Origin of the sequence: Denitrobaculum tricleocarpae (genome assembly GCF_007004665.1) — a bacterium.
Lineage (GTDB): Bacteria > Pseudomonadota > Alphaproteobacteria > Kiloniellales > Kiloniellaceae > Denitrobaculum > Denitrobaculum tricleocarpae.
This window is the reverse complement of the sequence record NZ_ML660055.1, coordinates 131266-147151: the sequence shown is the minus strand read 5'-3', so window position 1 is coordinate 147151 and position 15886 is coordinate 131266. Positions and strand designations below refer to the sequence as shown.

The following is a 15886-nucleotide window of genomic DNA, read 5'->3' as shown; positions in this document are numbered from 1 at the left end:
CGATGGCCGGGACGCAGGACGAGAAGGGCGGAACGGCGGCTGGCGAACCTGAAACCCTGCGGATCGACAAATGGCTCTGGTTCGCACGGTTTTTCAAATCACGCAGTCTGGCCAGTCAGTACTGCGGGACCGGACGGGTGCGGATCGCGGGGAACCTGGTGGGCAAAGCCAGCCACATGGTGCGGGTCGACGACGTCCTGACCTTTCCTCTGCGCGAGCATATCCGCGTGATCAAGATTGTCGCTCTGGGCACCCGGCGCGGTCCGGCGCGCGAAGCGGTCCTGCTTTATGAAGATCTGGCACCGCCCAGCGCTGCTCCGAAAAAGACCGCCGAGGCGGAGGCCGGGGTTGCTTCCCGTGACCCGGGAAGCGGCCGCCCGACGAAGCGTGAACGCCGCCTCACGGACCGGCTCAAAGACAGTTAGGTTTGTGTCTTTGCGACGTAAGCGAGCCTCAGCGCTGAAAGATCACGGTCAGATTATTGCTCGGCATCTCTATAATGTCAGCGGCTGCGAGCCCCCGTGTGCCGGCTTCCTCCGTGACAACTTCCAGATCGCGAACACCCCACTCCGGGTTCTGAGCCCGCAGGGACTGGTCGAAGGCGGCGTTTGAGGGCGCCGTATGGGTGCCGCCTCGTTTGTAGGGACCATAAAGGCAGAGTTTCCCGCCGGTCTTGAGATAGCGTGCCGCGCCGTCCAGCAGCCCGAGCGTCGCGGCCCAGGGGGCGATATGGATCATGTTGGCGCAAAAGATAGCGTCCAGTTTGCTGAGCGGCGCGTCCTCCGTCCCCCAATCCCGGCGCGTCACGTCGATGTCCAGGGGCGCCGGCAGGCTCAAGTCCGCATGGGCGATGTGGGATGCGATGGATTGCCGCAGCTCCGGATTGAGATCGCTGGTCTGCCAGGTCAGATCCGGGAAGCGGGGGGCGAACCAGACCGCATGCTCGCCGCTCCCGCTGGCGATCTCCAGGAGTCTCCCTTCTTGCGGCAGCACCTTCGCGAGTACATCCAACAGCGGTTCGCGATTGCGTTGTATTGCCGGCGAGAAACGCCGGGCGTCGGGTTCCTGATCACTTTGGGTCACGTTTGATAAGCCCTACTTTGCCAAGGGTTGCAACGACGAGGTCGCGCATGATACGCACAGCGCTCAACTAGATCACGATCCTTCTTTATTGCACCGTTTTTTGCTGTGGATCGCTTCTAACTCTATGAAAGAGAGACAGGTTTCGCGGTTTTCTGGTGAAGAGAACGCAGAGCCGATTTCTCGGCAATCTCCGCGCGGCGACGGCTCCCGTGACGCACGCGCTTGAAGATCAGAGGGCAAAAGAGCCGGTGATCGAGAAATTGAAGGCCCTGTTGCTGGGCAAGGACGAAAGCGGCCTGAAAGCCGACCAGGGTCAGGATTCGCTTCAGGTCGCGGCGGCCGCTTTGCTGGTCGAGGCCGCGATGATGGATGAGAGCTTCGACGATTCCGAGCGGGCAACCATCGAACGCCTCCTGACCGCGCGTTTCGAGCTTTCAGCCGGCGAAGTCAGCGCCCTGGTGGAGGAAGCAAAGGCGCAGGTGACCGAGTCGAGCCAGCTCTTCGGTTTCACACGGATCATTGCCGATTCATTTGACAACGAACAGCGCGTCGAACTGGTCGAGATGCTCTGGCAGGTGGCCTATGCGGATGGTGAGCTGCACGATTTCGAAGCCAGCCTGATGCGCCGGCTTGCCGGCCTGCTGCATGTTTCTGACTACGACAGCGGGCAGGCGCGCCAGGCTGCGCTGGCCCGCTTGGGGCAAGCGGACCAGTGATGTGCTGACCCGTGGCATGCCCGGCCCGTGGCACGCCGAATTGAGATGAACCCGGAGCTCTGCCGCAGGGCAGGGGGCCGGCCGTTCAGGGAACAACTTACGTGGAGAAGGAGACGGCGCCGGGATTGTGGACCCCAAAGTGCCGTTGGCGAGGAGATAGAAGATGACCTACATCGTGACCGAATCCTGCATCAGGTGCAAATACATGGACTGCGTCGAAGTCTGTCCGGTGGACTGCTTCTACGAGGGCGAAAACATGTTGGTCATTCATCCTGACGAGTGCATCGACTGCGGTGTCTGCGAGCCCGAATGCCCGCCCGAAGCCATCCTGCCCGACAGTGATACCGAAGCCGAAAAGTGGCTGGAGCTGAACCGCGAATACAGTGAAACCTGGCCGAATATTACCCGCAAGGGAGACGCGCCGGCCGACGCCGATGAATTCAAGGACCAAAGCGGTAAGTTCGAGAAGTTCTTCAGCGCCGCGCCCGGTAATACTGACGGGTGATTGTTGATCTGCTGCGGGTGATTTCCGGAGCCTGACCGTTTTTCTACAAATCAGGGAAAAACATGAATCAGTCTCTTGCCCGGCAGGTTAGAGGCGGATTCACGCTCTTATGCGTTTCAATCAAGAATGATCGTCGTCCAAAAACGTTTCGCTATTCTGGTGTGTTCGGATGCTGATCGGCAGCATCCGGCATAGCAGGAATGCAGAAATGGCCGGTCTATGTTGCGGCGCAATAGTTGTTTTGACGGCTAAAATATAGTATAAAGAATTTGCTACAGTTTGCTTTTGACCGCATCTGTAACGAACCAGCCTCGACACCCGGTGCGTTTAAGCTCCGGTTTGTGCGGGGTTGTCTTTTATATGTGAAGAACACGGCGTGAGACAGCGTCTGCCTGTCCTGCCGTTCAGCGCCGCACATCCGCACGCACGCCCGGCCATGGAATTCTGGTTGGGATGCAGTTGCCCAGGTAGTGCAAGGGCGGGAAACAGACGGAGCACGAGAACACGAAATGGCGAAATCGAGTGAATTCGGGACCGGCGATTACGTGGTTTACCCGACCCACGGTGTTGGCCGGGTTGTGGGTGTTGAAACCCAGGAAATCTCTGACGTTACCCTCGAACTGATCATCATCAAATTCGAAAAAGACCGCATGACGCTCCGCGTTCCGGTCAATAAGGCTCACGAATCGGGCCTGCGGAAGCTCTCCAGCCGTAAAATGATGGATTCCGCCCTGACCACGCTCAAGGGCCGCAGCCGTGCCAAACGCACGATGTGGAGCCGCCGGGCACAGGAATACGAAGCCAAGATCAATTCCGGCGATCCGGTCTCGATTGCCGAGGTCGTGCGCGACCTGCACCGCAGCGCCGATCAGCCCGATCAGTCCTACAGCGAGCGCCAGATGTACCAGGCCGCTCTGGACCGTCTGGCCCGCGAGCTGGCAGCAGTCGAGAAAATCGATGAAGAAGCCGCAACGCAGAAGCTGGAAGAGTTGCTCACGGCGGCCTGAGCCTGTACGAGTAACAACAGTTCGCGGGGGGATCGAATCGGGGGTGTCCCGAGGTTGACTCTCCAGGGACCTATTTGACTCGTTTATTTTGGCTCGTTGGTGCGGCTTTAACTGTGATAGGCCCGTCCTTTATCGGTTGCTTGCCCCTGAAGTGTGGTTGAGGAGGCCATCTGCCGCCATCATGCGCGATCGGCAGAAATTTGCGGTATTACGCGCGGCGCGGAGAATCTGGACGATTTCTTCGGTTCACGGCGAGGCTGATCGCCTCGACCGCCTGCATGCTCAGCTCGAGGGACGTCTGCGGCGCGGCGACCGGGTGGTTTATCTCGGCAACGTGATCGGCCGGGGCGAGAACATCCGCCAAACCCTTGATCACATCATCGAATTCCGGCGTGGTTTTCTCGCGCTGCATCAGAATTTCCCCGAAGACATCGCCTTCCTGCGCGGCGGCCAGGAGGAAATGTGGCAAAAGCTGCTGCAGCTCCAGTTCGCCAGCGATCCGCGCGGCGTGCTTTCGTGGATGTTGGACCAGGGCGTGGGCGCGACGCTCGAAGCTTACGGGTCCAGTGCCAAGGAAGGCCTGCGCGAAGCGGCGTCCGGCCCCCTGCAGCTGACCCGCTGGACCGGCCGGCTGCGCAGCGCAATCCAGGACAATCCCGGCCACTACCAGATCATGAATGAAATCCGGCGCGCGGCCTATACCTCCGACCGCCGGGTCCTCTTCGTGCACACCGGCCTGGATCCGACCCGTCCGCTCGAGACCCAGAAAGACAGTTTCTGGTGGAGTTCCGCCGCCTTTGCCCGCCTGAAGGAACCCTACGGCGACTTCCAGCGCATTGTCCGCGGGTACGACCCGGCCCATCCCGGCCTGGAAACCGGCGACTATACGGTCACGCTGGATGCCGGCTGCGGTTTCGGCGGTCCGCTGATGGCTGCCTGCCTGACTCCCGAAGGCGATGTGATCGAGACGCTCGAAGCGTAGTTCGGTTTCTTCGGCTATGCGCCCCGATCGCACCTCACCGCTTGGGTGAAAATCATAGACTACCTTAAATTGCAATGTGTTAGGCGATAGGTCCTAAGTCCCGGCGAAGCGGGCTTGCGAATCGCCGTTGGTGTTGATGGCACCGCGGGCCGTTAACACAAAAAAGTTCGCACAGAGGCGAACTCTGTGTTCTTATACTCCCATAAGTCGTTATTTGCGCTGATTTCGGTTCCAGGCCGGATCCTGTTTCGACGGGACCACGAAGCGGTTTCGTCACGACATCTGCGTCCGTCCTAATGCGTGTGAGCAGAGCAGATTCACAGGGTCGACAGGTCGCCTTCGGCGATTCACTCTAAACTTGGTCTGCTCCGGTGATCCATCGGCGTCCCACTTGCGTACAATTTCATGTGCATAGAGTGAGGCGTTCGAAAAAACGAGGGGTACAGCGGCTATGGCGAGATTCGAAAACGCGGAAACGCATCGGGCGCAGACACGTTTCATCCGAAAATCCATGTCCGAACCGCTGCTGGCCCGGGATCACGAATTTGATCTTGCGCGCGCCTGGCGCGATAACAAGGATGAAGCCGCCCTTCACGAACTCATCCGTTCCTACACCCGTCTCGTGGTCTCCACCGCCACGCGCTACCGGCACTACGGCCTGCCGATCAGCGATCTGGTCCAGGAGGGCTCTGTCGGCCTGATGCAGGCGGCGGCCCGCTTCGACCCGGATCGCGAGATCCGCTTCTCGACCTACGCCAGCTGGTGGATCCGTTCGGCGATCCAGGACTTCGTGCTGCGCAACTGGTCGATCGTGCGGACCGGTACCACAGCCGCGCAGAAGACCCTCTTTTTCAATTTCCGCCGTCTGCGGGCCCGGATCGAGGACGAGAGCGGTGCCAGTTTCGACGACAAAGGCCGCAACCAGGTGGCGACGGAGCTCTCGGTCGGCCTGCACGAAGTCGAATCCATGGAGCAACGCCTCTCCGGCATGGACCATTCGCTCAATCACGTGATCGGCGAAGACGGCGAAAGCGAGTGGCAGGATTTCCTGGTCGACGAACGCCCGAACCCGGAAGATCTGATTATCTCCTACAAAGACGGCGAGACCCGCAGCCGCTGGATCACCGAGGCCCTGTCCGAACTGCCCCTGCGTGAGCAGCGCATCGTAAAGGCCCGGCGTCTGACCGAAGAGAGCGCCACCCTTGAAGAATTGGGGCGGGAGCTCGGGGTCAGCAAGGAACGGGTCCGTCAGCTCGAAGGCCGCGCGCTCTCGAAGCTAAAGAGCGCCATGCTGCGCCGGGTCGAGACCAGCGACGATCTGATCGCCGAGGTGTAGGTTCAGTGTAAAGAAACGGCGCGGGCCGGAGCCGTATACACACAAACCTACTGCACGATGATCTTGACTTTCTGACCCGCCTTGAGCGGCTGCTTCGGGTCCAGTCCGTTCAGGGTCGCGAAGCGCGCCAGCTTGAAATCCTCGAAGGGGAAGCGCTCGGCGAGCTTCTCCGCCGTATCCCCCGCGCGCACCGTATAAATCCGCAGGCGCTTCGGCTTCAGTTGCCCCGCTTCCTCCGCGCTGAGTTTCCGGAAGCTGTAGGTTGTCCGCTTCAGGCCCAGAGCCTGGGCGCCGGTCGCCTCGGGCCGGGTGATGAAGAGGAAATTGTAGAGCGTCTTCTCGTCGTATTGAATCGTGGTCAAGCGCCAGTCGTGCTCGCCCTGCTGACCTTTGACCCGCGCCTGGGCGGTGACCGCGTCCATGCCGTTCACCTCGATCTGTTCAACGTTTTTCAGCGGAAGCTTCGCGCCAAAACCCTGGGTGAGGTATTCGCTCAAGGACACATTGGCCGGCTTCGAGCCCTGACGGAAAACGATGATCGAGCTGTCCGGATGCTGGGCGATGACCCTGTCGGGCCGGTTGATGATCCGGTATTTCAGCGGAACCTCGAAGGCGAAGCGCAGTTCCGGGTGCAGGAATTCCCGGCCCCGGGTGAAGCCCTGGTTGGGTCCGTCGCCATAGGTCATGCCGTCGATTTTCGAGAGATAGACATCCCGTCCGACGATGGGGTTCGCGACCGGCCGTTCGCCGGCCTGGGCGATGGCGCGTTGAATGCGGTCGGCGGTGCGCGGGTGGGTCTGCATGATGTTGAATTCGTCGGCGGCGTCCGGATTGCCGGCGATCCTTGCGCTCAGTCGGCTGTCGGCCTGCAGTTTGGTGAGGAAGTCGGCCATGCCCTCGGGCTCGAAACCGCCGCGCGAGAGGTAGCGGACACCCAGCAGGTCGGCCTGGAATTCCTGATCGCGGGAGTAGCTCTGCAGGGCCATAGCTCCGACCTGATTGGCCGCCGCGGCCGCTTCCTGGCTGCCCAGAAGAATGCCGACACCCGCCGCCAGGATTGACGTTCCGACCGCGCGGCCGTAACGCTGTGAGGCGTGACGCGCGGTCACGTGGCCGATCTCATGGGCCGTGACGCCGGCGATTTCCGCCTCGTCGTCGGCCAGGGCCAGCAGGCCCCGGGTCAGGTAAACATAGCCGCCGGGCAGGGCAAAGGCGTTGACCACCGGGGAATCGAGCACCGTGAAGGTGAATTTGTCGTCGGGCGTCTCAGAGGTCTTGACCAGCAGGTTCCCCAGGCTGGTGATGTATTGCGCCAGTTCCGGGTCGTCATAGCTGCCGCCGAACTGCTGCAGGATCTTCTCATGCTCCTGGGCGCCCAGAGCGGCTTCCTTGTCCTTGGTCAGGCCGCCGGTGAAGAAGGACTCCCCGGTCGCGGGTGAGGTTTCGCAGCCGCTCAGAAAGACCAGAGAGGCGAGAAGCGCCGAGGCCGTCAGAATGCGCGCAAACCCAGCGCGCGGGCGGGAGAAGATCATCAGTCGAGTACCTCAATCTGTTCCGGGTGCGTGATAGTAATCGTCACACCGTTACGAAATTCCAACCAGCCGCGCGCCCGCACGCGGCGTCCCTCAAAAAGCGCCGGATCGAGCCCCTCGGCTTCAAAACGCCGGCGCTCGGCGCGCTCGATCACCAGGGTGAAATCGCTGCGCCAGTCCTCGCCGAAGTTAAGATAAGCCCGTCCGCGGACGACCGCCACCTCCAAGACCTCCCCCTCCACCAGATGGAACTGGCCCAGGTCTTTTTCAGTATTGTCGTGGCGCCGCACGGCATAGGCGGAATGCGCCCAGAGCCCGCGCTTCGCCTCCCGGGCTTCGCGCTCCAGTGTCAGCATCTCGCCCAGAACCGCCCGGTTATCGGGAAAAGCCTGCACCCGCGCCCAGCCCCGGCGCAGCAGTTCGCCCTGCAGCCAGCGGCCCTGGCCGTCGGTCACATGGGCCAGAAGCCGCCCATGCCGGTCGCTGCGCCGTCTGTCGTAGGCCAGCCGCAGCTCCTGTCCCTGCGTCAGTGCGCCGAGCAGGTCCCTGGCCCTCGCGGCGGGCGGCCAGAGGGGCGGTTTTTTGTACCAGGGCGGGGTTGGCGGTGTCTGAATGCCTGCCAGGCGCAGAATTTTGCCGTCGTCCAGCCGCAAACTGCCGTCGTCGAGGACCTTTGCCACGGTGACGGTCCCGCCGGTCTCAAGCCCGCGCAGCCCTTCTGCGCCGCCTGGCGATCCGGCTGCCGTCGCCTCCACCGCGGCACCCGGCATTGCCTTCAGGGCAAGGCAAAGGCCGAGGACAATGGCCCAACTGCGTGGAGCTTTCAGATCGGGTGGCGACATGGCGGCAGCTTAAAGCATGAATCCGGTTACGGGGCAAAAATCCGGGGCTAAAAATCATAGGCGGCCAGCCGCTTCCTCTCTCTCCGGCTTTGACCGCGGGCGGCGACGCGATAGAGTAACGCCTCACCCCTGCAAAGGGTTTCGTGATTGAATCCGGGCGAAATTGCGCCAAAAGCCCTATATCAGATGTTTGTAACTCAAGCGCCGGGTCACCGGGATCTTGAGGAACAGGGACGGGCGCCGCTTTGCGCGCCAAACGTCACGCGACCAAACGTCATGCGAAGAGAGGCTTGAACGGGAAGATGATGTCGACAGCGGATAGTCCGGGCCGGATGAGCGGACTTTTTCCTTCCATCGCCGTGCGTGAGAGCGGCTATCTGGCGGTGGATGACCTGCACGAGCTCTACTGGGAGACCTGCGGCAATCCGAACGGCACGCCGGTGGTGTTTCTGCACGGCGGGCCGGGGGCCGGGGCAGCCCCGGATCACCGCCGTTTTTTCGATCCCGCGGATTACCGCATCGTGGTCTTCGATCAACGCGGCGCCGGGCGCTCGCGGCCCCAGGGCGAACTGAGGAACAACAGCACGCAGCATCTGATCGCCGATCTCGAGGCCCTGCGGACCGAACTGGGGATCGAGCGCTGGGTGGTTTTTGGTGGTTCCTGGGGCAGTACCCTCGCCCTGGCCTATGCGCAAGCCCACCCGCTGGCGGTCCGCGGCCTTATCCTGCGCGGCATTTTTCTCGGCCGCCGTTCAGAGATCGAGTGGTTCCTGAACGGGATGCGGATGATCTTTCCCGAGGAGTGGGCGCGCTTCTCGAACTTTCTGCCTGCCGAGGAGCGCGGCGATCTGCTGGCGAATTATCACCGGCGGCTGATCGATCCGGATCCGGCGGTCCATTTGCCTGCCGCGCGGGTCTGGAGCACCTTCGAGGGCTGCTGCTCGACCCTGCTGCCCAACCCCGGCAAGCAGACGCCCTTCGGGGAAGACGCCATGGCACTGAACCTGGCCCGGATCGAGGCCCACTATTTCGTCAATTCGATCTTCCTGCCCAAGGACGCATTGCTCGACAATCTGGACCGCATCCGGACTATTCCCGCCGTGATCGTGCAGGGACGTTACGATGTGGTCTGCCCCATCGTCACCGCCTACGAACTGCATCAGGCCTGGCCCGAGGCCGATTACATCGTGGTCCCGGATGCCGGACATTCGGCCATGGAGCCGGGCATCCGCAAAGCGCTGATCGCCGCGACCGAGCGTTTCAAGACCCTGACTTAAGTCCGCGACCGGAGAGTGCTTCCCCATGGCCATTGATCTGCAGCGCATCGTGCTTTTTGTCTCCGATATGGAGAAAGAGGCCGCCTTTTACCGCGAAAAGCTGGGGCTTCGAGTCAGCGAAGAACGCGAGGGCTGGATCGAATTCGACGCCGGGTCCTGCCGGATTGCCCTGCACCGGGGCAAGCGCAAACCCCGTCTGGATTTCGCGAGCGAGGAGGCATTGGAAGAGACCTGTGAAAGCTTGCGCGCCCGGGGGCTGCGCCTCGGCGATATCAAACCGCATCCGGTTCATGACCTTTCCGTCACCGGCGGCAAGGATCCGGAGGGCAATCCCTTCCGGATTTCGGGACCAACGGCTGCCGGATCTGATTGACGACCGACCTGCACAAATCCAGCGGGAAGCGTCAAGTCATTGCAAGTGTTTACAAATTTTCCGGAATGCGGTTATCTTAGCGTGTGATTCACCTTCCGGGCTGTAAGCTCGGTCGGGATCGCTCGGAGCAAATCCGGTGTTGCGCCGTTTGTGCTTCAATTCTATGGATTTAACCGGTCGGTTCTCCTGCCGAATCCTAACCGCGGATTCGTCGGGACAAGCCGGGGTCCGGGTCGGGTTGGAAACTGGGGGGAGTCTACTGTGTCTTTTCGGCGCCGTTTCTTTGCGGCCGTCGCGTTTTTTGCGACGGCGCTTTCAATTTCATTCACCACTGAATTTGCATCCAAAGCCTATGCCGGGGAAGACGACTCCGCGCTGATCTCGTTCGGTGTCGGCTATTTCGATGCCCTGCGTGCCGTCAAGGACGACGATGCCGACGATGCGGCGGATTTCCGGCTGGAGTACCGGCACGACGAAAAGCTCTGGATCTTCAAGCCCTGGGCCGGCGTCGAAGTCACCAGCGAGGGCGGTATCTGGGGCGGCGCCGGGATCCTGGTCGATATCTATTTCGGCAAGAACGTGGTCCTGACCCCGAACTTTGGCGTCGGCGCCTTCGAGGAGGGCAGCGGCCTGGACCTGGACAGCGTGATCGAATTCCGCTCTCAGATCGAGCTGGCTTACCGTTTCGAAGACCGCTCACGCTTGGGCTTCGCTATCAGCCACATCTCCAACGCCGGTATCGGCGACGAGAATCCCGGCACCGAGATAGCCACCATCTACTACCACCTGCCGCTCGAGAAGCTTTTCTGAGCAGTCTGGCGTCCGGGATGGGACTGCGGTTGCATTGGCGTATGTCGCACCTGAATCCCGGTAGGCAAAACCCGGCGCCCTGTGTATAACGGGCGCCGTTGGTCTTTTCAGCGCCCGTAGCTCAGTTGGATAGAGCACAGGATTCCTAATCCTGGGGTCGCAGGTTCGAATCCTGCCGGGCGCACCATTTCACCAGAAATGGTCGCCCTCTTGCTTAATCTAGTGTTCGAACGTTGTTCGAACAGCCGCACCATTTCACCAGAAATGGTCGCCCTCTTGCTTAATCTAGTGTTCGAACTCAGTTCGAACTCAGTTCGAACAGGCGTACCAACTCCCCACTACGCCGCTTCTTCCTGCCGCGCCCCCGTCAGATGCCGATCCAGCGCGTCGCGCGTTTCCTCGTCCAGATTGAAGGTGATCCCGCGCGAGGTTTCGGTGGCGCGGATGATCCGGCCTTCGACCTCGCCGAAGCCGGGAACCTTCAGCTTGACCGAGTCGCCCTGATCGGTGCCGTCCAAGGCCGAGATCTCGGCGCCGCCGGCGGAGATGTCCTGGATGGTGCAGTCCCGCCACTGGCCTTTGACCTGAGCTTGCGACGCCTGCCGGTGCTTCACCCGCTGGTGGACGCGCCGGTCGCCCGCCTTGGATTCGCGAAGGATTTCAGTGATCTGAGTCTGCAGGGCGTTGACCGCGCCGATCACCTCCTTCGCGTCTTGGCTGACCTGTGTGGCGACTTTTTCGGATTCCTGTGAAGCGGACGAGGCCTCCTGCATGTTGGTGGTCACCTCCTGGGTGCCCGACGCGGCCTCCTGGACGCTGCGGGCGATTTCCATGGTGGCCGCCGACTGCTCCTTCATGGAATCGGAGATTCCGCCGGTGATTTCGCTGATCTCGTTGACCGTGGAACCGATCTTCTCGATAGCCGTGGCGGCTTCGCCCGTCGCGCCCTGGATTGCGCCGATCTGCTGCCGGATCTGATCCGTAGCCTTTGCCGTCTGAGTGGCCAGGTTCTTGACCTCGGAAGCCACGACGGCAAAGCCCTTGCCGGCATCTCCGGCACGGGCCGCCTCGATCGTGGCATTCAGCGCGAGCAGGTTGGTCTGATCCGCGATTTCGTTGATCAGTGTCACAATGTCCTCGATCTGCTTGGCGGCTTCGGTCAGGCCCTGGACCTTTTCCGTGGTCGTGTTCGCGACTTCGACCGCCTGCGCGGTGATCGTGGTGGAGCGGCCGATCTGCCGGCTGATCTCGTTAATGTTGCCCGACATCTCTTCCGCAGCCGAGGCGACGGTCTGCACATTGCCCGTGGCGCTCTCCGCCGAGGCGGTTACGGAGGTGCTCTGTGCACTGACCTGCTGGGCAGCGTGACTCATTCGATCGATCAGGCCGTCCATGGAGTTGGCCTTTTCCCGGATAGCGCCGACCGCGGCCTGGACGTGCTGGTCCAGGGCGTCGGACATGGCCAGCATTTCCTTTTTGATCTGCGCCTTGGCCTCCATTTCCCGCTTGGCTTCCACAGCCTGCATCTCGTTCAGCCTGATCATGGCCTGGCGCAGGGCTTCGACCGAGGTGGTCAGGCGGCCGAGTTCGTCTTTGGATTCGAGGGTCAATTCCATCGTGGTATCGCCCTCGGCCAGCGCGTCGACCGCGTCGACCGAGCGCAGCAGGGGCCGCAGGATCTGTTCGACCATCAGCAGGCCGCCGACAACCAGAATCACAATGCCCAGACCCATGGCGATCCAAAGGTCGCGTTCTGCGGCCTGCTCATGTTGCTCGGCAAGCTTCGCCGACTCTTCGGTGAACTTCCCGATCTCCAACAGCAGTTCCTCGAGCTTGTGATTGAATCTGTCTTCCTCCGCCTCGACCTCGATCGCCTTGGTCCTGGCCTCTTCGAGATTGCCGGCCTTCAACAGATCGATGACTTCATCGGCATGCAGATCGTAGTTCTTGTGTTCAACCTCCAGCTCCTTGAGCACGCCCATGACCTTCTCGAACTCCCGCTTCGCCGAGCTACCGGCCAGTTGACCTGTCGAGTTTTCGACCAGCGCTTCGGCCTCGAGGATTTCGCTATCCACCAGTTCTGCAAGCTCGTGGAAGCGTTTGTTCGAATGCTCGAAGTGTTCTTTGGCATCGGGGTAGCTTGCCATCTCCTCGCCGAAGCGCAGCGTACGTTCGAACTGAATCGCCTGTTCCAACTGATGGATGGTGATCTTGGTGATCATGTTCGACAGCGGCAGGTCGTTCTCGGCGATCTCTTCCAGCTCGGTGCCCATGGCGGCGAGCTGAAAAGTCGCATAGAGGCTTACCGAGGCCAGAATGATCGCGCTGAGCGCCACCAGGAGCATCATCTTCCATCGTATGGATAGGTTCTTGTACATCTCGTCACCCGGTTTATTCGTACAGTCGGAGCGTTCTGGTAGAATATTTATCTTTGGAAAAACAATTAATGCGAGTGTTTTCCTCAAAACTTAAACGCAATGATAGATGATGGAGTCTAAAAGAGCTTTAACAGCGAAAAGTTGTTTGTAAGATTTCTCCAGCTGCTTTTTGCCCGCTCCGGTAAAAACCAGACTTGTATTTGGGGATTTCGTTTTGACTTGCTGTTTTCATCCGTTTTCCTGCGGTGTCATTGTATGGAACCGGATCACTGCGCCGGCCGTGTGTCTTCGAAGGGATGAAAATTCTCGGGGCTTCAGGTTCTCGGGGCTCCACATTCTCCGGGTCCTGAACCTTCCGGGCCTTGAACCTTCCGGGCCCTGAACCCTCTGAGAGCGGACAGCGGGAAGATCCGCTCAGACACAAACGCGAAAGCGGTTTCCGGTAAAGGCACAGCCGCTTTAACAGCATGATTCCTACGCGAATTTTTATTCCTGCTTGCCGGGAGAAATAGGCTGTCCTACGCTACCTGAGCGATTGATGAGCTCTTTGGGGGAGGCTGGGTCGTGTTGGGGAAGGCTGAGCGGTCTTTGGGCCGGGCAGGGGCGGTGACGTTCCGCTTCGGAGCTCCGTGCGCAGGGGGGCGGCCGAGGTGATGGCGCGCGACTATGGCCGTGTGACCGGATTCAATTCCTCCTTCGTCACCCTCTATCATTCTGAGTATCGCGCCGCGCCCGCGGCAGGTCTTGCGCAGTCGTTTCTGCCGCGGGACGCGCTCAATCCGCCCTATCGCATCACCCGTCCCTTCAGCCCCTTCGATGAAGCTCCGGCGGGGATCGCTTTTGACCTGGACGGCCGCGAAGTCTGGGTCGAGCGGGATCAGGTGGAGTTGGAGACGGGAAGCCTACGGGCCCGCGGCCGGGGCTTTATCGGCGGCCTGCTGCGTGCCGCCAGTCGGCGGATCTCGGCCGGGCTGACGCCCTTACCCGCGCCAACGCGCAGGGAGGAGAGAATCAGCCTCCGGGTCAAGCCCCTGCGGGTTGTCTTCGCGGCCCTCCTCGCGATCTCGGGCTATCTTCTGGCCGTTGACGCCGACCCCTGGGGGCTGGTGAGTGCGGCGGACAACTACTCCGATGTTCTCCATCATCAGGTTTTCCGCACCGGCAACTACGAGAGGCAACGCGAACTCAGGCAGCGGGAAGCGCCGCCGCCCAAAGTGGTGGTTGTCGAGTTGCTGGAAGAAGACCTGGAATTCTACGAAGAGACCTGGCCGGCCAGCTACGATTTTCATGCCTGGGTTCTGGAGGAGATTGCCGAGAAGAAACCGGCGGCGGTATTCGTCAACATCGCCTTCATCGACGACCGCAGCTATCTGGACGACGACGGCGAGCCGGAGGAAGTGACCGCCCTGCGGGATCAGTCCGAAGATCATCAACGCTTCTTCGGCGGGGCTTCCGCCTATCTCGGCGAGGTTATTGCGGATTACCGGGACACACAGAAGATCCCGTTGCTCTTCGCCGGCACGCCCTGTCTTCTACCCTTTTTCTTGCCGGACGATGTTTCGGAGGGCGCCGGCACCCGCGCCGTCGATGTGCCGGGCGCGCGCTTCCACCGGCAGGGAACGCGCTATCCCCTGTGGAATCATCAACCCAAAGGACAGCGCTGTTTCCTCGACGCGATTAACCCCGAAGCACGCCGCGTCCTTCCCGGATCAACCGAGAGCACGCCGGAAATCCCTTCACCAAGAGAGACGGACATCGACCCGGAAAGCCCGGCGACCTTCGGCGTATCGCAAGAGGTGGATAGCGACCCGGTCGCGGAGAGCGCTGCCAAAACCCGTTTTGCCAGGCGGTTGCCCAGCGCCGCCTGCGGTCTGTTCGACGCTGTCCGGCACCTGGACTCCGTCAGTCACGATGCCGCGCTCTGTTCGGACCAGGTCCTTGCCCTTCCCGACGTCGATGAACTCAGCCTGCAATGGTCGACCCGCAGTTTCGAAATGAAGCTCTCCGATGGTTCGACCGTGCAGCGGAACGGCCGCTATGCCTGCAGAGAGCTTCCCGGGCACTGGTTGGAACGCCTGCTTGCCGTGCAGATGGAAAGCGGCAAAGACCGGTTGTTCCAGTTCCGCTCACCCCTGCGGCAGATCTGTCCGCCGGTCCGAAGCCTGCACGTTGCGCAGGTCCTGGAAGAGGATGTTCCGCAAGAGGACCAGGAGCCGGATCCCCTCAAAAACCCCGAGAGAGACCTGGAAGGGGCGATTGTGATCTATGCCCAGAATCTGACCGGTCTCGAAGATCCTTTCACGCCCCCCACGCACCTGCCGTTGAACGGCGCGTACTTCCATGCCATGGCGATCGAGAACCTGCTGACCTACCGCGGAGCCGATGCGCTGCTCCCCAATGACCGGACCTGGGGACTTCCCAATCAGCTCATTCTGATGCTGGTGGGCCTGCTTTTCGTGGTTCCGGTCTGGGAATACGGCATGACCCTGCTGGCGCGGATCGAGCGCCTGGGCGGCTTTGCGCGCAGGCAGCGCGCGGCCTTTCGCTTCTATTCCATCTGGCTCGCGGGCATCTTCGCGCTGCCCGTGGCGGCCGCGGCTGTTCTGCTCCTCCTGATCCTGGCCGTAAACTGGCTTTTTCCCCTGGCCAGCCTGAACTTCATCGGGCTGCTGGGCCTGCTGGCCGCGCGTTCGACGCCGCGTCTCGGGCGGCTGGTGCCGCCGCTCTGGCCGGGCCTGGGTGCCTGGGGCCAGGGCGCCTGGAGTAGGGGCGCCTGGAGTCGGGGCGCCTCGAGCCAGGACACCTCGAATCAGGACACCAGGAGTCGGGGCAATGCAGAAACCAGGGACTGAAATCATGCAGTTTTAGAAGAGCTGTGCGACTCTATAATTGTAGGTTGTAAAACAATTTGCTACACTATCATGAATCGTAAAGATCAGGGTTGAGCACTACCGATAACAGTCATCAAAAAAGTGACCTGCTATAGAAAAGGGGATGCTATGGGAAACAGGTTCAATGGAGGCGTACAGGCGGTCTTTCTTGCAG

14 protein-coding genes and 1 tRNA gene are annotated in these 15886 nt (G+C 61.1%); 11 read left to right on the top strand and 4 right to left on the bottom strand.

Going from position 1 to position 15886, the window contains the following annotated elements; all coding sequences use genetic code 11:
* The first annotated feature begins 2 nt into the window (after positions 1-2).
* Positions 3-425, top strand: coding sequence for an RNA-binding S4 domain-containing protein (locus tag FKG95_RS13055; RefSeq protein ID WP_142896822.1), 423 nt, complete (start codon positions 3-5; stop codon positions 423-425).
* Positions 426-453: 28 nt separating this feature from the next.
* Here FKG95_RS13055 and FKG95_RS13050 read toward each other — a convergent pair whose 3' ends face one another.
* Entirely contained in the window at positions 454-1083 is a 630-nt protein-coding gene (locus FKG95_RS13050; protein WP_142896821.1) for a DUF938 domain-containing protein, read from the bottom strand.
* Positions 1084-1292: 209 nt separating this feature from the next.
* On the opposite strand from FKG95_RS13050, the gene FKG95_RS13045 reads away from it, so the two are divergent.
* The 5 genes from FKG95_RS13045 (at position 1293) to FKG95_RS13025 (ending at position 5629) form a co-directional block, all read left to right on the top strand.
* Positions 1293-1799 carry a tellurite resistance TerB family protein gene (locus tag FKG95_RS13045; protein WP_246116759.1) on the top strand — a complete coding sequence of 169 codons (507 nt, stop codon included), beginning with the start codon at positions 1293-1295 and terminating at the stop codon, positions 1797-1799.
* Between the two features lie 163 nt (positions 1800-1962).
* On the top strand, positions 1963-2304 hold the full coding sequence (fdxA, locus tag FKG95_RS13040; protein WP_142896820.1) for a ferredoxin FdxA: 342 nt from the start codon (positions 1963-1965) through the stop codon (positions 2302-2304).
* Between the two features lie 509 nt (positions 2305-2813).
* Positions 2814-3311 (top strand): CarD family transcriptional regulator, encoded by a 498-nt coding sequence (locus FKG95_RS13035; RefSeq protein WP_142896819.1) that lies wholly within the window; start codon positions 2814-2816, stop codon positions 3309-3311.
* 181 nt (positions 3312-3492) lie between these two features.
* The gene (locus FKG95_RS13030) at positions 3493-4293 is read left to right on the top strand and encodes a metallophosphoesterase family protein (protein WP_142896818.1); all 801 of its coding nucleotides are present in this window, start codon (positions 3493-3495) and stop codon (positions 4291-4293) included.
* A 451-nt stretch (positions 4294-4744) separates the two neighbouring features.
* Positions 4745-5629: an RNA polymerase factor sigma-32 gene (locus FKG95_RS13025; RefSeq protein WP_142896817.1), complete on the top strand. Its 885-nt coding sequence runs from the start codon at positions 4745-4747 to the stop codon at positions 5627-5629.
* A gap of 47 nt (positions 5630-5676) precedes the next feature.
* Here FKG95_RS13025 and FKG95_RS13020 read toward each other — a convergent pair whose 3' ends face one another.
* Positions 5677-7161 carry a M48 family metalloprotease gene (locus FKG95_RS13020; protein WP_142896816.1) on the bottom strand — a complete coding sequence of 495 codons (1485 nt, stop codon included), beginning with the start codon at positions 7159-7161 and terminating at the stop codon, positions 5677-5679.
* A complete protein-coding gene (locus tag FKG95_RS13015) occupies positions 7161-8003 on the bottom strand; it encodes a thermonuclease family protein (RefSeq protein ID WP_142896815.1) in 843 nt (280 codons plus the stop codon). Before FKG95_RS13015 ends, FKG95_RS13020 begins: the two co-directional genes overlap by 1 nt.
* 332 nt (positions 8004-8335) lie before the next feature.
* Here FKG95_RS13015 and pip point away from each other — a divergent pair, with 332 nt between their 5' ends.
* From pip to FKG95_RS12995, 4 genes are all read left to right on the top strand, one after another.
* Complete coding sequence (pip, locus tag FKG95_RS13010) at positions 8336-9280, top strand: prolyl aminopeptidase (RefSeq protein ID WP_142896814.1); 945 nt, start codon at positions 8336-8338, stop codon at positions 9278-9280.
* Positions 9281-9305: 25 nt separating this feature from the next.
* The gene (locus tag FKG95_RS13005) at positions 9306-9653 is read left to right on the top strand and encodes a VOC family protein (RefSeq protein ID WP_142896813.1); all 348 of its coding nucleotides are present in this window, start codon (positions 9306-9308) and stop codon (positions 9651-9653) included.
* A 261-nt stretch (positions 9654-9914) separates the two neighbouring features.
* Complete coding sequence (locus tag FKG95_RS13000; RefSeq protein WP_218940184.1) at positions 9915-10463, top strand: acyloxyacyl hydrolase; 549 nt, start codon at positions 9915-9917, stop codon at positions 10461-10463.
* A 110-nt stretch (positions 10464-10573) separates the two neighbouring features.
* Positions 10574-10650 (top strand) — tRNA-Arg (locus FKG95_RS12995).
* 151 nt (positions 10651-10801) lie between these two features.
* On the opposite strand, the gene FKG95_RS12990 is transcribed toward FKG95_RS12995, so the two are convergent.
* Positions 10802-12841, bottom strand: coding sequence for a methyl-accepting chemotaxis protein (locus FKG95_RS12990; RefSeq protein ID WP_142896812.1), 2040 nt, complete (start codon positions 12839-12841; stop codon positions 10802-10804).
* 629 nt (positions 12842-13470) lie between these two features.
* Here FKG95_RS12990 and FKG95_RS12985 point away from each other — a divergent pair.
* Positions 13471-15693 (top strand): CHASE2 domain-containing protein, encoded by a 2223-nt coding sequence (locus FKG95_RS12985; RefSeq protein ID WP_142896811.1) that lies wholly within the window; start codon positions 13471-13473, stop codon positions 15691-15693.
* The last annotated feature ends 193 nt before the right edge of the window (positions 15694-15886 follow it).

Coding starts and splice junctions, on each gene's coding strand:
- FKG95_RS13005 (WP_142896813.1), top strand. CDS start 9,306: ATGGCCATTGATCTGCAGCGCATCGTGCTTTTTGTCTCCGATATGGAG.
- FKG95_RS13030 (WP_142896818.1), top strand. CDS start 3,493: ATGCGCGATCGGCAGAAATTTGCGGTATTACGCGCGGCGCGGAGAATC.
- fdxA (WP_142896820.1), top strand. CDS start 1,963: ATGACCTACATCGTGACCGAATCCTGCATCAGGTGCAAATACATGGAC.
- FKG95_RS13025 (WP_142896817.1), top strand. CDS start 4,745: ATGGCGAGATTCGAAAACGCGGAAACGCATCGGGCGCAGACACGTTTC.
- FKG95_RS13015 (WP_142896815.1), bottom strand. CDS start 8,003: ATGTCGCCACCCGATCTGAAAGCTCCACGCAGTTGGGCCATTGTCCTC.
- FKG95_RS13035 (WP_142896819.1), top strand. CDS start 2,814: ATGGCGAAATCGAGTGAATTCGGGACCGGCGATTACGTGGTTTACCCG.
- pip (WP_142896814.1), top strand. CDS start 8,336: ATGAGCGGACTTTTTCCTTCCATCGCCGTGCGTGAGAGCGGCTATCTG.
- FKG95_RS13055 (WP_142896822.1), top strand. CDS start 3: ATGGCCGGGACGCAGGACGAGAAGGGCGGAACGGCGGCTGGCGAACCT.
- FKG95_RS13020 (WP_142896816.1), bottom strand. CDS start 7,161: ATGATCTTCTCCCGCCCGCGCGCTGGGTTTGCGCGCATTCTGACGGCC.
- FKG95_RS12990 (WP_142896812.1), bottom strand. CDS start 12,841: ATGTACAAGAACCTATCCATACGATGGAAGATGATGCTCCTGGTGGCG.